Source organism: Sphingopyxis sp., from assembly GCF_035998905.1.
Taxonomy (GTDB): domain Bacteria; phylum Pseudomonadota; class Alphaproteobacteria; order Sphingomonadales; family Sphingomonadaceae; genus Sphingopyxis.
Genome location: NZ_DASYHG010000016.1, coordinates 230,205 through 249,223 on the forward strand (window position 1 = coordinate 230,205; position 19,019 = coordinate 249,223).

General features: G+C 65.7%; 18 protein-coding genes. 11 read left to right on the plus strand and 7 right to left on the minus strand.

Annotation, left to right across the window (positions count from 1 at the left end):
• Positions 1–43: 43 nt before the first annotated feature.
• The 6 genes from VGN62_RS08460 to VGN62_RS08485 all read left to right on the plus strand — a co-directional run bounded on the left by VGN62_RS08460 (position 44) and on the right by VGN62_RS08485 (position 5,344).
• Complete coding sequence (locus VGN62_RS08460; protein WP_067185506.1) at positions 44–1,123, plus strand: LLM class flavin-dependent oxidoreductase; 1,080 nt, start codon at positions 44–46, stop codon at positions 1,121–1,123.
• 92 nt (positions 1,124–1,215) lie between these two features.
• On the plus strand, positions 1,216–2,472 hold the full coding sequence (locus VGN62_RS08465) for a cytochrome P450 (protein WP_067185508.1): 1,257 nt from the start codon (positions 1,216–1,218) through the stop codon (positions 2,470–2,472).
• Between the two features lie 58 nt (positions 2,473–2,530).
• The gene (locus VGN62_RS08470) at positions 2,531–3,517 is read left to right on the plus strand and encodes an NADPH:quinone oxidoreductase family protein (RefSeq protein ID WP_067185509.1); all 987 of its coding nucleotides are present in this window, start codon (positions 2,531–2,533) and stop codon (positions 3,515–3,517) included.
• 18 nt (positions 3,518–3,535) lie between these two features.
• The gene (locus VGN62_RS08475) at positions 3,536–4,057 is read left to right on the plus strand and encodes a nuclear transport factor 2 family protein (RefSeq protein WP_067185511.1); all 522 of its coding nucleotides are present in this window, start codon (positions 3,536–3,538) and stop codon (positions 4,055–4,057) included.
• 24 nt (positions 4,058–4,081) lie between these two features.
• Entirely contained in the window at positions 4,082–4,576 is a 495-nt protein-coding gene (locus VGN62_RS08480; RefSeq protein WP_067185513.1) for a VOC family protein, read from the plus strand.
• 12 nt (positions 4,577–4,588) lie between these two features.
• Positions 4,589–5,344 carry an alpha/beta hydrolase gene (locus VGN62_RS08485; RefSeq protein WP_067185515.1) on the plus strand — a complete coding sequence of 252 codons (756 nt, stop codon included), beginning with the start codon at positions 4,589–4,591 and terminating at the stop codon, positions 5,342–5,344.
• Here the strand turns inward: VGN62_RS08485 and VGN62_RS08490 are convergent.
• The 4 genes from VGN62_RS08490 to VGN62_RS08505 form a co-directional block, all read right to left on the minus strand.
• Positions 5,331–6,074 (minus strand): SDR family NAD(P)-dependent oxidoreductase, encoded by a 744-nt coding sequence (locus tag VGN62_RS08490; RefSeq protein WP_082737316.1) that lies wholly within the window; start codon positions 6,072–6,074, stop codon positions 5,331–5,333. The two genes, VGN62_RS08485 and VGN62_RS08490, sit on opposite strands and share 14 nt — an antisense overlap.
• Positions 6,075–6,149: 75 nt before the next feature.
• Positions 6,150–6,440, minus strand: a complete 291-nt coding sequence (locus VGN62_RS21355; RefSeq protein ID WP_237233546.1) for a type IV toxin-antitoxin system AbiEi family antitoxin domain-containing protein — start codon at positions 6,438–6,440, stop codon at positions 6,150–6,152.
• A 158-nt stretch (positions 6,441–6,598) separates the two neighbouring features.
• Positions 6,599–7,240, minus strand: a complete 642-nt coding sequence (locus VGN62_RS08500) for a hydrolase (RefSeq protein WP_327452692.1) — start codon at positions 7,238–7,240, stop codon at positions 6,599–6,601.
• A gap of 140 nt (positions 7,241–7,380) precedes the next feature.
• Complete coding sequence (locus VGN62_RS08505) at positions 7,381–8,247, minus strand: pirin family protein (RefSeq protein ID WP_327452694.1); 867 nt, start codon at positions 8,245–8,247, stop codon at positions 7,381–7,383.
• Between the two features lie 110 nt (positions 8,248–8,357).
• On the opposite strand from VGN62_RS08505, the gene VGN62_RS08510 reads away from it, so the two are divergent.
• From VGN62_RS08510 to VGN62_RS08530, 5 genes are all read left to right on the plus strand, one after another.
• Positions 8,358–9,281: a LysR substrate-binding domain-containing protein gene (locus tag VGN62_RS08510; protein ID WP_327452696.1), complete on the plus strand. Its 924-nt coding sequence runs from the start codon at positions 8,358–8,360 to the stop codon at positions 9,279–9,281.
• A gap of 133 nt (positions 9,282–9,414) precedes the next feature.
• Positions 9,415–9,918, plus strand: a complete 504-nt coding sequence (locus tag VGN62_RS08515; protein ID WP_327452698.1) for an RNA polymerase sigma factor — start codon at positions 9,415–9,417, stop codon at positions 9,916–9,918.
• The gene (locus tag VGN62_RS08520; RefSeq protein WP_327452700.1) at positions 9,915–10,937 is read left to right on the plus strand and encodes a FecR family protein; all 1,023 of its coding nucleotides are present in this window, start codon (positions 9,915–9,917) and stop codon (positions 10,935–10,937) included. Before VGN62_RS08515 ends, VGN62_RS08520 begins: the two co-directional genes overlap by 4 nt.
• A gap of 97 nt (positions 10,938–11,034) precedes the next feature.
• Complete coding sequence (locus VGN62_RS08525) at positions 11,035–14,226, plus strand: TonB-dependent receptor (RefSeq protein ID WP_327452702.1); 3,192 nt, start codon at positions 11,035–11,037, stop codon at positions 14,224–14,226.
• Positions 14,227–14,293: 67 nt separating this feature from the next.
• Complete coding sequence (locus VGN62_RS08530; RefSeq protein ID WP_327452704.1) at positions 14,294–15,121, plus strand: phosphatase PAP2 family protein; 828 nt, start codon at positions 14,294–14,296, stop codon at positions 15,119–15,121.
• A gap of 3 nt (positions 15,122–15,124) precedes the next feature.
• Here the strand turns inward: VGN62_RS08530 and VGN62_RS08535 are convergent, their stop codons facing one another.
• The 3 genes from VGN62_RS08535 to VGN62_RS08545 all read right to left on the minus strand — a co-directional run bounded on the left by VGN62_RS08535 (position 15,125) and on the right by VGN62_RS08545 (position 19,014).
• Complete coding sequence (locus VGN62_RS08535; protein ID WP_327452706.1) at positions 15,125–16,366, minus strand: dicarboxylate/amino acid:cation symporter; 1,242 nt, start codon at positions 16,364–16,366, stop codon at positions 15,125–15,127.
• A 128-nt stretch (positions 16,367–16,494) separates the two neighbouring features.
• Entirely contained in the window at positions 16,495–17,379 is an 885-nt protein-coding gene (locus tag VGN62_RS08540) for a LysR family transcriptional regulator (RefSeq protein WP_349256064.1), read from the minus strand.
• Between the two features lie 57 nt (positions 17,380–17,436).
• The gene (locus tag VGN62_RS08545; RefSeq protein ID WP_327452710.1) at positions 17,437–19,014 is read right to left on the minus strand and encodes an N-acyl-D-amino-acid deacylase family protein; all 1,578 of its coding nucleotides are present in this window, start codon (positions 19,012–19,014) and stop codon (positions 17,437–17,439) included.
• Positions 19,015–19,019 lie beyond the last annotated feature (5 nt).

The window sequence follows — 19,019 nt, forward strand, 5'->3', positions numbered from 1 at the left end:
TCTCGCGAGTCCCGACACGATGCCTGGAGAGAGGATCAGCGGCATGGACTGCGGAATATTTCATACCCCCTATAATTTGCCGAACCGGTCGCCCAAGCAGCTCTTCGAATGGTCGCTCGACATGGCGCGGACCGCCGACGAGGCCGGTTTTCGCGACTTCCTGATCGGCGAGCATTTCACGCTGGCCCGCGAAAATATCCCCTGCCCCGATTCGGTGATCGCGGCGGCGGCGACGATGACCGAAACGCTGCGCTTCGCGCCGATGGCGCATCTCCTGCCCTATCACGATCCCGCCACCCTCGCGGTGCGCGTCGCCTGGCTGAGCCGTGTTCTCGAGGATCGCTATTATCTCGGCGTCGCGCCGGGGGGCCACCACACCGACGCCATCCTCCACGGCTATGACGGCATCGCACCGTTGCCGCCGCGCCAGCTCGAAGCGCTCCACCTGATGGAACGCGTCTGGAAGAACGAGCCGTTCCAGGAGATCGGCGAATATTTTCAGGCGGGTTTCCCGGGACCCGACAATATGCCCGGCTATCATGTCGAGATCGCGGATTCGACGCCCTGGCCGGGCATGGAGATTGCGGTGACCGGTCTCTCGGCCAATTCGAACTCGATGAAGTTCGCGGGAGAGCGCAACTATACGCCGATCTCCTTCTTCGGCGGCACCGAGCAGATGCGCCTCCATTATGAAACCTGGGCCGCGGCGATGGAATCGAAGGGCCACACGCCCGAGCGCAAGCGTTTCTCGATCTGCCGCGAGGTCTTCGTCGCCGATACCGACGCCGAGGCAAAACGCCTCGCGCTCAAGAGCGGCATGGCCGAGAGCTGGGAGCATTATCTCTTCCCCATCTACAAGAAGTTCAATCTCTTCCCCGGCATCATCGCGGACTCGGGCAAGGATCTCTCGCCCGACGACCTCGACATGGATTTCCTTGCCGATCATGTCTGGCTCTGCGGCTCGCCCGAAACGGTGGCCGAGAAGATTGCTTGGGTGGTCGAGAAGGCCGGCAGCTTTGGCCAGCTATGCGTCAATTCGCACGACAGCATCGACGATCCCGAGCCGACCCGCGAGTCGCTCCGCCGGTTGTCGCAGGAGGTGATGCCGCTGCTCGACAAATAAGGGGGGACCCGGCGGGGCCGCGAGGTCCCCCCGCGGTTTTTGGCCCGCAAGACGGCTTGCTGCGGCAGGCCAGGTAATTGGGAGACGCCGAGATGGCAACCGAAGCACCCGCAACCGACGACCGTGCACGCACCGAACGGCCGCCGCACGTCCCGGCCGACCGGGTCTATGAGATCGACATGTACAAGCCCGACGGCATCGAGACCGAGGGCTATCTCAAATCGTGGAAGACGCTGCAGGACAAGGATTTGCCGGGCCTCGTCTGGTCGCCGTTCAACGGCGGCCACTGGGTCGCGACGCGCGGCGCGCTGATCAGCGAAATCTACAAGGATCCCGAGCGCTTTTCGAGCCAGGTTCTCTTCATCCCGAAAGCCGCTGGCGAGGCCTATTCGATGGTCCCCTCGAAGATGGATCCGCCCGAGCATCGCTCGTACCGCGAAGTCGTCGACCGCGGCCTCAACCTTCGTTCGATCCGCGAACGCGAGCCGCAGGTCCGTGCGATCGCGGTCGAGCTGCTCGATTCCTTCGCGAAGCGCGGCCATTGCGATTTCGGGAAGGACTTTTCGGACGAGTTCCCGATCCGCGTCTTCATGGCGATCGCCGACCTGCCAATGGCCGACGCCCCGAAGCTCCGCGCCTTCGCCTCGGGCATGACGCGTCCCGGCGGCAACACGCCCGAGGAAATGGCCGCCAATCTCGACCGCGCGAACAAGAGCTTCTTCGACTATGTCGAAGTGCTGATCCAGGAGCGCCGCGGCAAGGGCGGCACCGACATCATCAGCCTGTGCATCCACAGCGAAATCGACGGCAAGCCGATGCCGCACCAGAAATTGCTCGGCATGATCTCGCTGCTCCTGCTCGCAGGTCTCGATTCGGTCACCAACTTCATGAACATGATGATGGATTTCCTCGCGCGGCACCCCGGCACCGTCCGCCAGCTCGCCGACAATCCGGCCGACATCAAGCGTGCGGTGGAGGAGATGTTCCGCCGCTTCCCGCTCGTGGCCGCGGCGCGGATGATCGCGCGCGACATCGAACTCGACGGTGTCGAACTCAAGGCGGGCGAAATGGTGCTCCTGCCGACCGCGCTCTCGGGCCTCGACGAGCGGCAGAATCCCGATCCCTGGAAGCTCGACGTCAAGCGCGGCCGCCCTGCCCATTCGACCTTCGGCGAAGGACCGCACCGCTGCGCAGGCCTGCATCTCGCGCGGCTCGAGACGACGATCCTTCTCGAGGAATGGATCCAGCGCATTCCCGAATTCCGTGCGAAGGCCGGATCCGAGCCGCATTATGAATCGGGCGTCGTCGCCTCGGTCGAGAATATTCATCTCGAATGGGATGTCGCTTGACGGGCCTTCCTCCCCAGCCCGCGAACGACGATCGCTCACCCCAGCCGCGCGGCCTGCCATGAAGGCGGTGATCTGCGAGGCCTATGGCCCGCCGAGCGAGCTCAAGGTCGCCGAAATGACGCCCGCACCGCTTGCCCCCGACTGCGTGCGGGTGCGGGTCGCCGCCGCGGGCATCAATTTCCCCGACACGCTGATCATCAAGGGCGGCTACCAGCTTCGCCCCGACTTCCCCTTCGCGCCGGGGTTCGAAGTGGCGGGGAGCATCGTCGAATGCGGCGCCGACGTTCGTGACCTGGCGCCCGGCGATTATGTCGTCGGGCTTACCGCCGCAGGTTATGGCGGCTTCGCCGAATATGCCGACGTCCGCGCCGCCGAGGCGGTTCGCGTCCCCGACAGCATCGACGAGATAACTGCCGCCGCCATCTATACCGCCTATGGCACCGCCTATCACGCCCTCGTCCAACGCGGCGGCGTGAAAGCGGGCGACTGGGTGGTGGTGCTGGGCGCGACGGGCGGCGTTGGTCTCGCCGCAGTCGATATCGCCTCGGCGCTCGGCGCCAAGGTCGTCGCGGTCGGCTCTTCGGAAGAGAAGCTAGCGCTCGCCAGCAAGGCGGGGGCGTCGGCGACGCTCGTCTACCGCGAGGGACAGCTGTCTGCCGATGTCCGCGCAGCGACCGGCGGCGCCGCCGACATCTGCATCGACCTCGTCGGCGGATCGGCCTTCACCGAAATGACGCGCGCGATGGCTTGGGAGGGCCGGCTCCTCGTCATTGGCTTCACCAGCGGCGAAATCCCGTCGCTCGCGGTCAACCTGCTTCTGCTCAAGGGCTTTTCGGCGGTCGGCGTCTATTGGGGCCGGTTCGCCGAACGCGATCCCGAGGGCAACGCACGCAACTTCGCGCATCTCTGGGAGCTGCTCGCGTCCCGGCAAATCGCGCCGCACATCCATCGCGTGTTGCCGATGGAGCGGGCGGCCGAAGCGCTCGACGAGCTTCTGGCCCGCAAGGTCGCCGGCAAACTCGTCCTCGCGCCGTTTGGCACCTGACAGGTTGAAAGGCGAACTATGGCCGATCTCGACGAACTTCTCGCCAAGCAGGATATCATCGAAGTCCTGCATATGTACTGCCGCGGAGTCGATCGCCTCGACGAGGAACTCGTACGCGGTATCTACCATGAGGATGCGTATGACGATCACGGCTACTGGAAGGGCCGCGGCTGGGATTTCGCGCCCTTCGTGGTTGGCCGGCTGCGCGAGGCGAACGACTGGACGACACATTCGATCACCAATGCCCTGATCGAACTGCGCGGCGACAAGGCGCTGTGCGAGTCCCAGGTGATGGTGCATCTGAAGCGACGCGGCGCGGGTCCTGTGCTCGTGGACGTGATGGGGGCGCGCTATGTCGACCGTTTCTCGCGCCGCGACGGGGTTTGGAAGATCGACGAGCGCACCGTGGTGCTCGATTGGCACAAGGTCGAGAGCTGGGGCGCCGAGAGCGCGCCGATCCCGCTCGATGATTTCACCACGGGTCAGCGCGACCGCGGCGACGCAATTTATATCATGCAGGAAAAGTTGACGCGGCGCTGAGCAGCGGCCCACGAGGAGAGAAAGATGATCATCGGCGTCCATCACACCGCGATCTCGACACATGATATCGAGGCACTCTCGGCCTGGTATATCGAGATGTTCGGGCTCGAGAAGCTGTGCGACGACGGCTGGTCCGACGCTCCGGAACTCGACAAGATTGTCGGCCTCGACAATTCCGCGGCACGCTTCATGCTTCTGAGCGGCGGCAATCATTGCATCGAGCTGTTCGAGTTCAGTTCGCCCGAGCGCGGCGAGCACACGCCGAGCCGCCCCGTCTGCAAGCCGGGCTTCACGCACATCTGCTTCGCGGTCGACGACATCGTCGCGGAGCATGCGCGGCTCAGCGCCGCAGGCATGGAATTTTTCTCGGCTCCGACGGTAGCCGGCGGGCGTCCGCTCGTTGCGACCTACGGCCGCGACCCCGACGGAAATGTTGTCGAGCTGCTGCAAGTGATCGACGATGGTCCATTCGCGTTCCCGACGACGCAGCCGCAGTGGAAGGTCGGGCGGAAGGACTGAGAGGAAAGAGCCATGACCGCAATCCGGCCCGAAAAAGACGTCGACATCATCTTGGTGCACGGGCTGTTTATCGGCCCATGGGCATGGGACCGGGTACGCGAACATCTGCCCGACGAGTTCACCGTCCATACGCCCGAACTGCCGTTTCAATCGCTTGCCTCCGACGCCGCGCTGGTACGCGGCCAGGTCGCATCATCGGTTGCTGCCGGTCGCGCCGTCCTGCTCATCGGCCATAGCTATGGCGGGATGGTGATTTCCGAGGCCGGCCATGACGCGACCCATCTTGCGTATCTCGCCGCGCTCGCTCCTGAGCCCGGGCAGACCACCGCCGACGTCGCGGCTGGCTGCGTAACCGATCTGTGCAATGCCGCTATGATCCCGTCCGACGACGGCCAGACGATCAGCATCGACCCGGAGCAAGCGCCGGCAGCCTGGTACCATCTCAGCAGTTCCGAGGACGCGGCGGCGAGCATTGCCCGTCACCGTTCGGCGCAGGCCTCGATTTTCGGCGAGGCGGTCGCGCGCCCAGCCTGGCTCGAGCGCCCGTCGACCTATATTCAGTGCACAGAGGATCGCGCAGTCGATCCAGGATATCAGAGCAGCATGAGCCGAAGGATGGTCACCTCGGCCAGCGTGAGCGGTGACCACTCCGCTTTTATCTCGGTGCCTTCCAAGGTCGCCGCTGTCATCGAGATGCTCGCAAGGTCCTGCGGTGCGAGTAGCATCGGCCGCTCGCCGGGCCAGGAGAAGCGTCTCACTCCGCCATAAGCCCGGCATCGATCAGATGATCGCTGGCGGTGATGTAGGACGCAGCGTCTGACGCCAGGAAAAGGACGAGTTCCGATACCTCGCCCGGCTCACCGATCCGCCTGAGCATCGTCATCTGCTCGCGAAGCCCCCGCTGTGACCCCACCGCGGTAGCCATCGGCGTTTCGATAAAGCCCGGAAGCACTGCGTTGGCGCGGATCCCATGTTTCCCATATTGCCCCGCGACGAGCTTCGTCATGCCGCGCACGGCAAACTTGCTTGCGACATATGCCAGGTTGGGCGCGCCGCGCGGGACGCCCGTACCCGCAACCGAAGAGATGTTGACGATCGATCCTATGCCGGCGCGCAGCATCGAGGGTATGACGCTGCGCATACCGTAGAAGACACCCGTCTGGTTTATTGCGATGATGCGGTCCCAATCCTCGTCGGACAGGTCCGCGGTCATCGCGGAAGGACCGAGAACCCCGGCGTTGTTCACCGCTATCGTTATCGGACCGAAGCGGGCCTCGCTTTCGCCCACAACTCGGGTCCAGTCATCCCTGCTGGCGACATCATGTTTGAGAAACAAGGCGTCGCTTCCGAGCTCAGCCGCTAAAGCCTCCCCCTCGTCTTCGAGCATGTCGGTTAGGACCACCCGTGACCCCTCGGACACGAACAGGCGGGCATGCGCTGCACCCATCCCACGCGCTCCACCCGTTATGAGCGACACCTTGCCTGCCAAGCGATCCATCGAGAATACTCCTGAAACGAACATTTGTTTGTTTAAAGATGCACGTCATCGAGCCCTTACGCAAGGTCGCTCGTCTCAATTTCCTCGTGCCTTCGCGAGGCGGTACGTGCCGAACCCGACGCGCTCCAGAATGCCCTCCTCGCACATCATCGTCATGTACTGGCGGGGCACGCCGATGGCCTCAAAATCCTTCGTCCGAACTGTTAATCGGGAGGCCGCGAGTTCTGCCGCCCGGTCCCGAAGAGAGATTTGGGCCACTTTTTTTGTAACAGTTTTGGGGTCAGAAAGGAGTGATTTTTTAGACGTAACCTCTTGAAGTTCCGGGGCTTCTATATCATCTACCCAGTGGTGCCCTCTGCTATCCACCTTGGGGAGCCATTTCTTTCCAGACGCACCCGAAACGACGCCAAGGCGCAAGCCTTTCGCGTGCCGGCCGTCCAGCCCGCATATTCGCGGTCCATCCGCACCCGTATTCGAGAGGTTCCGCCGGGCGACCGATGCCGCGCCGGCGGAGGTGTTTCGGCTCAATCAGCCTTGTCGTATGAAAACTGGATTCCGGCGGTGCCGCCCGTCTCGATGAACAGGTTCATGAAGGCGGGGACGGTTTCGCTGCGTTTCCAGTCGCGCTGCAATTCGCAGAACAGCTGCGAGACCGAAATCATCTTGCCCCCCGCCTGCTCGATCCGCCGCAGCGCGGCCTCGTGCGCGGCGAGCGAGGTGCCGCCCACCGCATCGACCGGGACATAGACCTCATAGCCTTCGGCAAGCGCGTCGAGTGCGGGAAAGGTCAGGCAAGCCTCGGTCCAGAGCGCGGTCATGATCAGTTTCTTGCGCCCGGTGGCTTCGACCGCTTTCCGGAATTCGATATCTTCCCAGCTGTTGATCGTCGTGCGGTCATAGGTCGGATAGTCGCCCAGCACTTTGCGAACCTGCGGCACCGGCGGCTTGTTGAGGCCGGTTTCGACATTCACCGTCGAATGGACGATCGGCAGGTCGTAAGCGACCGCCGCGCGGGCGCAGCCGGCAATATTGTTGAGCAGCAACTGCCGGTCCATCGAGGCGATCGAATTCACCTGCACCGGTTGGTAGTCGATGATGATGAAGGCGGAATTCTGCGGCGTCAGCAGATGGTCGGCCTTCGGGTCGCGGATGGCTTCGCTTGTCATGGGTCTTCTCCTGCATAAGGGCGCGCCGAAGGGCCGGCAGAGGGCTGCCGTCGCGGCGGGGCACGCGGGTCCACCGTCAATTCATCGAGGGGAGAGAGGGACCCGGCTCCCGGGAGGTGGGGGAGGGAGCCGGGTCCGGGTCAGGCTGCGACGGGCGCGAGCCTGCCGTTGTTGAAGTCGTCGATGGCCTGCCGGATTTCAGCTTCGCTGTTCATCACGAAAGGCCCGTAGCCGACGATCGGTTCGTCGATCGGTTCGCCGGTCAGGACGAGGATCGTCGCATCGCCGTCGGCGTGGATCGCGATCGATCCCCCTTCCCGGCTCAGCAACACCATCTCGGCCTCGCCCGCTTCCTCGCTGCCGCCCACGGTGACGTGACCGGCGAGCACCACCAGCATCGCGGTGTGGCCTTCGGGCAGGTCGAGCGTCAGGTCGGCATCGCGGTTCAGCCGGACGTCCCAGACGTTGATCGGGGTGAAGGTCCGCGCCGGGCCCTTCACGCCGAGCATGTCGCCCGCGATCACCCGGCCGAGGCCGGCGCCACCGGGCAGCTCGACGGCCGGGATGTCCGCCGCCGTGATGCCCTGGTAGCCACCGGGCGCCATCTTGTCCTTCGCGGGCAGGTTGACCCACAGCTGGACCATCCGGAAGGGGCCACCCGTCTTGCCGAACGCTGGCGAATGATATTCCTCGTGCAGGATCCCGCCGGCCGCCGTCATCCACTGGACGTCGCCGGGGCCGATAATACCGCCGTTGCCCGCCGAATCCTTGTGCTCGACCTCGCCGTCATAGACGATCGTGACCGTTTCGAACCCGCGGTGCGGATGCTGGCCGACCCCGCGCCGGTCGGTCGTCGGCGCGAAATTATAGGGGCCGGCATAGTCGAGCAGCAGGAACGGGCTGACCCGGTCGCCGAGGCTGTTGTACGAAAAGAGCGAGCGGACCGGAAAGCCGTCGCCGACCCAATGCTGGTTGGGATTGCTGTAAGTGCCAAGGATCGTCTTCATCGTGCATCTCCTGCGCCTCCAGGGGGAGGCATCTGTTGAATGCACAATAATCCTTCGCCAAAGACGCCAAAAGATTGCAAAAATGGACTCACAGTCCTAAAAATAGGACAATGCAGGACCTCAACGACCTCTATCTCTTTGTGCAGGCGGTCGATCATGGCGGGTTCGCCGCGGCCGCGCGCGCACTGGGCTTACAAAAATCGAAGGTCAGCCGCCGCATCGGCCTGCTCGAAGACCGGCTGGGCGTGCGCCTGATCCAGCGCTCGACGCGGCGCTTTTCGGTGACCGAGATCGGCCAGGAATATTACCGCCGCTGCGTCGCCATGCTCGTCGAGGCCGAAGGCGCCCAAAGCGTCATCGACCAGTCGCGCGCCGAGCCGTGCGGCGTCGTGCGGCTGAGCTGCCCCACGGGCCTGCTCGCCTTCCAGTTCGGCGCGCTGTTCGGCCGCTTCATGGCGCTCTATCCCGACGTCGAGCTCCATGTCGAAAGCACCAACCGCCGCGTCGATGTCATCGGCGAAGGCTTCGACCTAGCGATCCGCGTCCGTCCGCCGCCGCTTGCCGAGAGCGAACTCGTCATGCGGCGTTTCGACGAGCGCACGATCCGGATCGTCGCCAGCCCCGACCTGCTCAAGCAACGGGCGATCACCCTGCCCGCCGACCTCGCCGGCCTGCCCAGCGTCGACTTCGGGCCGGCGGGCGGCGAGCATCGCTGGCGGCTGACCCATGCCGACGGCAGCATCGCCGAGGTGCGCCACGCGCCGCGGCTGATCACCGACGACATGGCGGTGCTGCGCGACGCCGCGCTCGCCGGGGCCGGCGCCGCGCGCCTGCCGACGCTGGTCGTTTGGGACGATCTGCAAGCCGGACGGCTGGTGACGTTGCTGCCCGACTGGAAACCGTCGAACGAAATCGTCCATGCGGTCTTTCCATCGCGGCGCGGGCTGCTTCCCTCGGTCCGGGCGCTGCTCGACTTCCTCGCCGACGAATGCGCGGCGCAGCGGCGGCGGGTGCCCGAAACCGGTCACGACTGACGCCGCCGTCCTTCATCGCGAAACATGGCTCTGCCGGGCGGCTGCGAAAAAATTTGGATTTCAGGTGTCCCGCTCGCGCGCTCGCGCGTCTACAGCCTCATGCCCATAGTTTCGCAGGACACGCCGCCTTCCCATGCAGCCCGCTAAAGACCAGCTGGACCTTGGTCGCCGTTGGCGGCCCGCGCTGCTGTCCTATTTCCTCCGGCGCGTACGCGACCATGCCGAGGCCGAGGATTTGACGCAGGAACTGATTGCGAAGCTCCTCAAGCATGAAGGCGACCAATTCGCTTCGCCCGAGGCCTATATATTCCAGATGGCGTCCAACCTGCTCGCCGACCGGTCGCGCCGGATGAAGGTGCGCGCGCAGTACCGCGAATTGCTCGGCCGCAGCGAAGACGCCGGGATCGACCCGATCGATCCGTTTCGCGTTGCCGCAGGCCGCGCCGAGCTGTCGGTGCTGGCGACGGCGTTGGCATCGCTGCCCGAGCGCACGCAGACCATCTTCATCCTCTACCGGCTCGAAAACCTGGGGCAGGACAAGATCGCCGAAACCTTCGGCATTTCGGTGAGCGCGGTCAAAAAACATGTCGCACGCGCAATGGCGGGATTGATGAAGGAAATGAGGAGCGCGCCATGAGCAGCGAAACGACTGCCATGCCCGCCGCCGACGAGGCGATCGAAGCCGCCGCGCTCTGGTGCATCGAGCTGTCCGAAGGCGCGTTGAGCGAGAGCCAATGGGCCGAGTTCGAAGCCTGGCTCGCGGTCCCCGGCCACGCCGACCTGTTCCAGGAAGCAGGCGCGCTTTGGCAGGATTCGGGCGCGGTTGCCGACTGGCCGCAGGTCATCGCGCTGCGGACGAAGGCGCTCACGCAATTCCGCAAGGCGAACCAGCGCCATTGGCTCGCGGCATCGCCGCGGCGGCTGGCCTCGATTTCCGCCCTCGCCGCCGCCCTGCTGCTTGCGGTCACGCTCGCGCTGTTCTGGCACCTCGACCGGCCGCGCGAATATGAAACCGGGATCGGCGAGCGGCAGGTCGCGGTGCTCGACGACGGATCGCGCGTATCGCTCGATGCCGTGACCGTGATGAATGTCCGCATGAAGGACGAAGCCCGCCAGGTCGAACTCGTCGGCGGCCGCGCCAAATTCGACGTCGCGAAGGATCCGCTGCGCCCGTTCACCGTGGCGGCCGGCGACAAGCTGGTGGTGGCGGTGGGGACATCGTTCAGCGTCGAGCTGATCGACGGCGAGGTGCGCGTCATCCTTTACGAAGGCCAGGTCGAAGTCCGCGACCGGTCCGACACCGCAAGCTCGGCGGCCGCGGCGCCGCAGCGGCTGATGATGCGGCCCGGCAGCGAGCTCGTCGATTCGGTCGGTTCGGCCACACCGGCGCAGGTCATCCGGCCCGACCTCACCCAATCGCTGAGCTGGGAGCAGGGCCTGATCAATTTCGACGGCGAGCCGCTGGCGAGCGCGGTCGAACGCATGAACCGCTATTCGACGAAGCAGATCCGGATATCCGACCCCGCGCTCGGCGAGATCCCGGTCGACGGCATGTTCAAGGCAGGCGACGTCGATGCGTTCGTCGAAGGCATCGCCGCGCTGCACCCGCTCCGGCCGAAAAATATCGGCGGCGAAATCATATTGGAACGCCGATGACCCTTTTTTGTCGCCGCGCCGATGTCCCTCGGGCGGCGTCGTGCGTCCTTGTCCTGTGACTGCCCGGCAAAAGCCAGGCGCAGCAGGGGGGATTATCATGCCGTTTTTCAGATCCGCACTCCGTGGCTCGATCGCCACCACCGCGCTCGTCGCATCGGCGCTCGCCGTTCCGGCGATCGCGCAGGAACGCACCTTCAGCTTTTCAATCCCGGCGCAGGACATGAAGTCGAGCCTGCGCGCGCTCGCCCGCGCATCGGGCCAGCAGATCACCTTCGACAGCGGCGCGCTCAAGGGCAAGCGGGCGCCGGCACTCCGCGGGACGTTCACGGTGCGCGACGGCGTGGCACGCCTGCTCGCCGGGTCGGGACTCGAGGCGAGCTGGGGCCGGTCGGGCGTGCTGGTCGTCCGCGCCGCATCGCGGGTCGCCGACGCATCGGGTGCGGCCTATGCCGCCGTGCCGGCGAGCGCGGCGGTGCAGGAAGCCGACCGCGACATCATCGTGACGGGCAGCCGTATCGCACGCCCGGTCGTCACCGACTCGCCCGTGCCGATCATCGGGATCAGCGAAGAGGATATCCAGGCGTCGGGGGCGACCGAACTGTCGGAAATCCTCGCCGACTATCCGGGTGTCACGCCAAGCCTGAACCTCGCCAACTCGAACAACCAGATCAATGGCGCCGGGACCTCGTCGGTCGACCTGCGCAGCCTCGGTTCGGATCGCACGCTGACGCTCATCGACGGGCGGCGGACGGTGTCGAACCGCATCACCGGCAATGCGGTCAGCCTGAGCTCGATCCCGACGATGTTCGTCGAGCGCGTCGAGGTCATCACCGGCGGCCAATCGGCAGTCTATGGCTCCGACGCGATCGCGGGCGTCATCAACATCATCACGCGCCGCAAGTTCGACGGCGTCCGGGTCGGCGGCCGTGCGGGCATTTCGAGCCAAGGCGACAGCCAGCGGCTCAACCTCGACCTCCTCGTCGGCAAGCGCTTCTTCGACGACCGCGTGTCCGTCATCCTTGGCGCGAGCTATGAAAAGGAAGACGGGATCATGGGCTATCAACGCGCCCGCTCGCTCGAATCGCTGTCCTATAGCCAGTCCGCTGACGCCAATCCGCTCAATCAGGGCGACCTTGGCATCACGCGCCCCGCGAAGAGCAGCAGCGTCCCCGGCGGACGCTTCCTGTCGAGCTCGACCACGGGCGGCGGCTATTTCTATTACGACGCCAACGGCAATCTCGCCCGCAGCGCGTCGAGTGCCGTCTATGGCTGGGAAACGCGCCCCGACCTGCAGATCAGCGGACCGCGCACCTCGTACCTCGCGGCGGGCAAGCTTTCGGTCGACCTCGGCAGCGACATCGAATTTTTCGGTCAGGTCCAATATTCGAAGGTGAAGACATCGTCCGAACGCGGCGGCGCCGAAACCGCGGCCTATGACGACGAGTTCGGCGATCCGAACAATCTCGAGACGATCGGCCGCATTCCACGCAACAGCCCCTATGTTCCCGCCGCGATCCGCGCGCTGGCCTCGTCTTCTGGCGTGCAATGGTCGCGCCGGTTCAGCGAGCTCGGCCATTATCGCGTCCTCAACGATCGCCAGACGTGGCGCGCCTGGACCGGGCTGCGGGGCACGCTCGCCGACGACTGGAAGTGGGAAATCAGCTACGGTTACGGCCGCTTCCATCAGGATCAGGATCGCGTCAACGTCCTGAACCTCAAGAACCTGCAAAATGCGATCAACACCGAGTTCGACCCCGCCGCGCCCGGCGACCTCAGCCGCGTCCGCTGCGTCAATGCGGCGGCGCGCGCTGCGGGCTGCGTCCCGGTCAACCTGTTCGGCCCCGGATCGATCACCCCGCAGGCGGCGGACTATATCCGCGCCAACCTGAACCTCGACGGCATCATGCGGCAGGACGTGGTGCAGGGTTATATGAGCGGTTCGCTTTTCGACCTGCCGGCAGGTCCCGTGTCGGTCGCGTTCGGCGGCGAATATCGCCGCGATGCGCAAAGCTCGACCACCGACGAGACAACCCGTCGCGGGTTCGGGTCGGCGTCGTTCATCGCCGAATATGAAGGCAACGTCAAAGCGAAGGAAGTCTTCGGCGAAATCAACGTTCCGCTGTTGCGCGAACAGCCGTTCGCCCATCGCCTCGCCCTCGATGCCGCAGTGCGCGTCGGCGACTATAACATCACCAACGTCGGCTCGGTGCTCAGCTACCGCGTCGGCGGCGAATGGGCGCCGATCGAGGATCTGCGTTTCCGCGCGCAATATGCCCGCGCCCAGCGCGCCCCGACCGTCACCAACCTCTATTCGCCGCCGCGCGACGACGCCGACGACGTCGTCGACCTGTGCGATGGCGTGACCGCCGCGACGGCAGGCACTGTCGCGACCAATTGCCGCTCGATCCCGGCCATCGCGGCGGCGATCGCGGCGAACGGCGTGTTCACCCAGATCACCGACAATATCGAAGGCCCCTCGGCGGGGAACCCCAACCTCAAGGAAGAAACCGCCGACACGATCACGCTCGGCGCGGTGCTCATGCCCCGCGCGCTTCCGGGGCTGTCGCTGACGGTCGATTATTTCAAGATCAAGGTGAAGGATGCCATTTCGGCGCTCGAACCCGATGAACTGCTGCGCGAATGCCTCGGCAATCCCGACGGCCTGACCGACAACTTCTTCTGCAACGAGATTACGCGCAATAACGAAGGGCAGATCACCCGCATCCTCAACCGCGATCTCAATCTCAACCAGATCGTCCGCTCGGGCGTCGATGTCGCGCTCGAATACCGCTTCGATGCGCCGCAATTCCTGTCGTCGACGGGCAAGTTCGATATCCGGCTGCTCTATTCGCGCCTGCTCGATTTCTACACCGTCTTCGACGGCGTCAACGGCGTGTCGCGGACGAACGAAAAGGGCCAGATCGGATCGTGGCTCAATACCGGGCAGGCTCAGCTCGGCTATCGCAACGGGGGCCTCCGGCTGCGCTGGAAGCTCCGTTATACGGGCAAGGCGGTCGACAGCAACCTGCGCCTCGCGGCGGCTGAAAAGGCCGGATCGAACCCGCCCTTCCTGCGGATCGGCGACCGGATACGCCATGATTTCTATGCCAGCGTCGACGTGCCGTCGGCGGGCAACGACTTCCGCGCCTATGCCGGCGTCAACAATGCCTTCAACAGCGTCAGCCCGTTCCTCCCGTCGGGAACCGCGTCGGGCAGCTCACAGAATATCTCGGGCGATTATGACGTGATCGGCCGCTATTTCTATCTCGGGTTCGAAGCCAAATTCTGACCCTCCCCCGCGCCATCGTCGCCCTTGTCGGCGACGACGGCGCGGCCCTTCTGCTGGAGTTCCCCCGATGACCCGTCGCAGGATCACCCTTTGCCTCGCCGCCCTGTCGCTGGCGCTCGCCGCCTCGCCCGCTGCGGGCCAGTCGCTCGAAGGGGTGAAGCGCCCCGAAGGCGAAGCGAAGCCCGTCGGCTATCTGCCCAAGGACAGCACCGACTATCGCCTTCTCGTCGGGCCGCCGCCCGCGCCCGGTTCGGTCCTCGACCAGCTCGACATGGCGGTGTCGCAGCGCTTTCAGGCGGAGATCGCACCCGATCGCTGGGACACCGCCGAGCTCGACAGCAAGATGGTCTATCCGCGTTTCGCCGACGCGTTCGGAAAGCCGATCGATCGCGCGAGCAGCCCGCGGCTCGTCCAGTTGCTCAACCGCGTGATGCGCGATGCCGCCGACCCGGTCTGGACCGCCAAGGATACGTTCCAGCGTCCGCGTCCCTATCAACGCTACCAGCTGACGCGCCGCTGCGGCAGCAGCCCCATCCCCGCACCCGATCGCGAACCGCGCGGCGGCTCTTCCTATCCTTCGGGCCACACCGTCTATGGCTGGGCGACCGCCCTCCTCCTTGCCGACGTGGCGCCCGGCCGCGCACCGCTGATCCTCGAACGCGGCCGCGACTATGCGCTGAGCCGGGTGATCTGCGGCTATCATTTCCCGACCGACACCGAGGCTGCGCGAACGGTTGCCGCCGCCGTCCTGACCCGGCTGCACGGCGACGAGGCCTTCCTCGCCGACCTGCGTGCCGCGCAGTCCGAATATGGCGCCAGCCCGGCCGCGCCGGTCGAAGCCGAACGGGCAAGCCCCGCCCGCGACGTCAAACCCGCCGAAGCGCAGGCCGACTGATGATCAGCGCTGGGGCGGCGCGCGATAGATGGATTGATCGAGCTCGCCTTCCCACCGCGCGACGGTCGTCGCGACGGTCAGGTTGGCGCTCGCGCTCGGCACGGTGCGCGTCATGTCGAGCAACCGGTCGAACGGCAGGACAAAGCCGACGATCAGCGCCGTTTGCTCGGGCGCGACCCCGACGGCCGATAGCACCGCCGCCAGCATGAAGAGCGACGCCGACGGCACCGGCGCGGTGCCAAAGGCGGCGAGCGCGCCGGTCAGCAGCACAATCGCAAGAACCCCCGCATCGATCGGCACGCCGAAAGCCTGAAGGCTGAAGATGCTGAGCAGCCCGACGTACATTGCGGTGCCGTCCTTGCCGATGCTCGCGCCGAGCGGCAGCACGGTCGAATAGACGCTGGACGACACGCCCAGATTCTTGCCCGCGACGGTCATCGCGACAGGCAGCGTCGCCGACGAAGAGGCGGTCGAGAAAGCGACCACCAGCGCGTCGATGATGCCGCGGAAAAAGGGGATCACCGGCAGCCGCGCCAGAAGCCGCAGGATCAGGCTGTGGACGAGGATGATCTGGATCAGCGAGCCGATAACGACGGCGAGCGCCAGCCAGCCGATATTGACGAACACCGCGGCGCCGTTCGCCGCGACGGCATTGGCGATCAACGCGAAGACGCCGATCGGGGTCATTTCCATCACCAGCCCAACGATCTTCAGCAGCACCGCCGACAGCGATTGCAACACGCCGGCAAAGGGCTTGCCCGCCTCGCCCGCGAGCACGGTGCCGACCCCGACGAGGATCGCAACGAAGATCAGCGCGAGCATGTCGCCCTTCGCCAGCGCCTCGACGATGTTGAGCGGGATGATACCGATGAGCTGGTCGTAAAGCGGCACCGGATCGCCGAGCGCCTTCGGCACCGCGTCGCCGACGGGGACGCCGACCCCGGGCTGGATAAGCAGCGCGACCGCCATGCCGACCGACACCGCGATCGCCGTCGTCAGCGCGAACAGCCCGACCGTTCGCCCGCCCAGCGGCCCGAGGCGCTTCGGATCGGCGAGCGAGGTGATCCCCGCCGCGATGGTGACGAGCACGATCGGCGCGACGAGCATCCGGATCGCACGGACGAACAGGTCGCCGAAAACCGCGACCTTCGGCGCGGCGTCGGGCCAGACCAGCGCGAGCAGGAGCCCGGCAACCAGCCCGCCTAGCACGCGCTTCCACAGCGGGACGGCAAACCACCAGCGCATCAGGACGCGGACCTCTGCGCGGCGGGCACGATTGCTGGAAGAGCGGGCCTATATGTCATCGCCCGCCAGCCTAGGCGGACAGGCTTCCCGCCCCGCATATCGATTGTGCGCGCCCCCATAACCATTTTCTATATCCCGTCGATCACCTGTGCGACCACCTTCAGGAAGTCGGTCGCGAGCGCGGTCGGCGGCCGGTTGTTCAGGTACATCGCATAGAGGTCGAAGGTCAGCGGCGGCGTCAGCGGACGGATCGCCAGCCCCGGTGCCAGCGCGGCCTGCGCGGTAAAGCTGTCGACCACCGTCAGCCCGACGCCTGCGCGCACCAGCGCGGTCGCGATGTAAAAGGTCCGGGCCGACATCGCATGGTCGAACTCGAGCCCCAGCCGGCGCTGTTCCTCGACGAACATCTGCCCGATCGGGCCGCTGGCGGCGACGCTGATGAAATGATGTTCGCGCAGGTCGCGCAGCGCGAGGCGCGGCGGCGCGCCCGGAATGTCCGCCTCGCGGTACAGTACGACCAGTTCGCCCTCGCCCAGCCAGCGGCTGCCGATCGGCGCATTTTGCGGCACTTCGACCGCGATCGCGACGTCGGTCTCGCGTTCGTGGAGTTTGCGGACGAGATCGTCGTGATGCACGGTCTGCAGGTCGAAATTCACATTGGGATGGTCGGGCAGGAAGCGCGCGACTGCCTCCGGCAGCACCCCCAGCGCCAGCGAGGGAAGCGCCGAAATGCGCAGCATCATCCCCGCACCGCGCCGCAGGTTGCGCGCGCCTTCGCGCAGCGCATGGACACGCCCCTGGATTTCGCTGACCTCGTCGAACAGCGCATGGGCGTCTTCGGTCGCGACAAGGCGGCCATTGGCGCGCTCGAACAACGGAAAGCCCAGGATCGATTCGGCGTGGCGAAGCGTCTTCGACACCGACGGCTGCGAAATGTTCAGCGCACGCGCGGCGGCGCTGACCGACCCGTTGGTATAGACGGCGTAGAATATCTCGATGTGACGCAGGTTCATCCCGGCCATCGTGACCGCCGTCCCGCTGCGCGGCAAGTCAATTTGTGCCGCATGGCGTTATCCGGGTGTGCGGAGCAGCACCCGGCCATAACGTTCGGCGGCGGGTTTGCCCTTTACCAACGCGGCGCGACCGTTGACGAAGACATAGTCCATCCCGACCGAATAGGCGTGCGGCTTTTCATAGGTCGCGGCATCGCCAACCGTCGCGGGCTCGAAGACTATCACGTCGGCGAACGCGCCGTCGCGCAGCACCCCGCGATCGGGGATCGCAAAGATCTTCGCGGGCAATCCGGTCGCGGCATAGATGGCCTTCTGCATGCTGATCACGGGCGTATCGAGCACATATTTGCGCAGCTTGCGCGGAAAGGCGCCATAGGCACGCGGATGCTCCGACGTCTCGCCAAAGGGCGGCAGGCCCCCGTCGGTCGAGGTCATCGTCCATGGCTGCCGCATGAAGGCGGCGACATCGTCGTCGCTCATGTTGAACGACACGGTCGGCGCGCCGCCGCGTTTCAGCATGTCGATCGCCGCGTCGAGCGGGTCCTTGCCCTGCAGCTTGCCGATTTCGTCGAGGCGTTTGCCCTCCAGCGCCGGTTCGGGCGGGAAGCCGCGGATCATGATCGCGTGCGGTCCCGCGCGCCGTTCGAGGTTCGGGACCATCTCGGCGCGGATCTTTGCCCGCATCGCCGGGTCTTCGAGCCGCTTGGCCAGCGCCTCGGCACCGCCCTCCTGCGCCCAGCCGGGGACGAGCGAGGCCATCAGGCTCGATCCCGAGGCGGTATAGGGATATTGATCGGCCCAGATTTGCAACCCCGACGCACGCGCCGCGTCGATCCGCGCGATGACGTCGGCCGACTTGCCCCAGACCTGCGGCCCGAGCACCTTGATGTGCGTGACGACGCCCGGAATCTTGGCCTCGCGCGCGACCGCAATCACCTCGTCGACCGCGGCGACGACACCGATGTCGTAATTGCCCTCGTCGCGGATGTGGCTGATGTAAATCGCGTCGGGGAAATGCGCTGCCGCCTTGGCGAGGCCGACGATCTCGGCGGTGTTCGAATATTTGCTCGGAATATAGAAGGGTCCGTCCGACAGGCCATAGGCGCCCGCCTGCATCGCCGCGGTGACCAGCGCTTCCATCTTGGCCTGTTCGGCGGGCGTCGCGAGGCGCGCGACATTGCCCATCGCCTCGCGCCGCACGGCGTTGTGCCCGATCAGCGGGATGACATTCACCCCCGGAACGTTCGTGCGAAGGTCGGCGATCTGCGGGCCGAGCTCGGCCGGCCCGCCGCCATCGGGGTTGATCGCCAGCGTCGTGATGCCCTGGTGCAGCATCGGCAGCGCCGCCGCGAGCTTCGCGGTCTGGATGTTCGGCGCGGCGTGCGAATGCGGATCGATAAAGCCCGGCGCGACGACCTTGCCGGTGGCATCGACCAGCGTTGTGGCCGTCGCCGTGGGCGGGACGAGCCCCACGGCGACGACGCGGTCGCCGGCGATGGCGACATCTGCAACGCGGCCCGGCGTATCGCTGCCGTCATAGACGGTGCCACCGCGGATCAGCACATCATAATGCTGCGCCCACGCGGGAGCGGTGGTGGGGAGCAGTGCGGCAAGCGATAGCAGGGCCCGTTTCATCGTCT

What these genes read in the sequence shown, in the direction of transcription:
- VGN62_RS08460 (WP_067185506.1), top strand. Translation starts at nt 44, where the DNA reads ATGGACTGCGGAATATTTCATACCCCCTATAATTTGCCGAACCGGTCG.
- VGN62_RS08465 (WP_067185508.1), top strand. Translation starts at nt 1,216, where the DNA reads ATGGCAACCGAAGCACCCGCAACCGACGACCGTGCACGCACCGAACGG.
- VGN62_RS08470 (WP_067185509.1), top strand. Translation starts at nt 2,531, where the DNA reads ATGAAGGCGGTGATCTGCGAGGCCTATGGCCCGCCGAGCGAGCTCAAG.
- VGN62_RS08475 (WP_067185511.1), top strand. Translation starts at nt 3,536, where the DNA reads ATGGCCGATCTCGACGAACTTCTCGCCAAGCAGGATATCATCGAAGTC.
- VGN62_RS08480 (WP_067185513.1), top strand. Translation starts at nt 4,082, where the DNA reads ATGATCATCGGCGTCCATCACACCGCGATCTCGACACATGATATCGAG.
- VGN62_RS08485 (WP_067185515.1), top strand. Translation starts at nt 4,589, where the DNA reads ATGACCGCAATCCGGCCCGAAAAAGACGTCGACATCATCTTGGTGCAC.
- VGN62_RS08490 (WP_082737316.1), bottom strand. Translation starts at nt 6,074, where the DNA reads ATGGATCGCTTGGCAGGCAAGGTGTCGCTCATAACGGGTGGAGCGCGT.
- VGN62_RS08500 (WP_327452692.1), bottom strand. Translation starts at nt 7,240, where the DNA reads ATGACAAGCGAAGCCATCCGCGACCCGAAGGCCGACCATCTGCTGACG.
- VGN62_RS08505 (WP_327452694.1), bottom strand. Translation starts at nt 8,247, where the DNA reads ATGAAGACGATCCTTGGCACTTACAGCAATCCCAACCAGCATTGGGTC.
- VGN62_RS08510 (WP_327452696.1), top strand. Translation starts at nt 8,358, where the DNA reads ATGCAGGACCTCAACGACCTCTATCTCTTTGTGCAGGCGGTCGATCAT.
- VGN62_RS08515 (WP_327452698.1), top strand. Translation starts at nt 9,415, where the DNA reads ATGCAGCCCGCTAAAGACCAGCTGGACCTTGGTCGCCGTTGGCGGCCC.
- VGN62_RS08520 (WP_327452700.1), top strand. Translation starts at nt 9,915, where the DNA reads ATGAGCAGCGAAACGACTGCCATGCCCGCCGCCGACGAGGCGATCGAA.
- VGN62_RS08525 (WP_327452702.1), top strand. Translation starts at nt 11,035, where the DNA reads ATGCCGTTTTTCAGATCCGCACTCCGTGGCTCGATCGCCACCACCGCG.
- VGN62_RS08530 (WP_327452704.1), top strand. Translation starts at nt 14,294, where the DNA reads ATGACCCGTCGCAGGATCACCCTTTGCCTCGCCGCCCTGTCGCTGGCG.
- VGN62_RS08535 (WP_327452706.1), bottom strand. Translation starts at nt 16,366, where the DNA reads ATGCGCTGGTGGTTTGCCGTCCCGCTGTGGAAGCGCGTGCTAGGCGGG.
- VGN62_RS08540 (WP_349256064.1), bottom strand. Translation starts at nt 17,379, where the DNA reads ATGAACCTGCGTCACATCGAGATATTCTACGCCGTCTATACCAACGGG.
- VGN62_RS08545 (WP_327452710.1), bottom strand. Translation starts at nt 19,014, where the DNA reads ATGAAACGGGCCCTGCTATCGCTTGCCGCACTGCTCCCCACCACCGCT.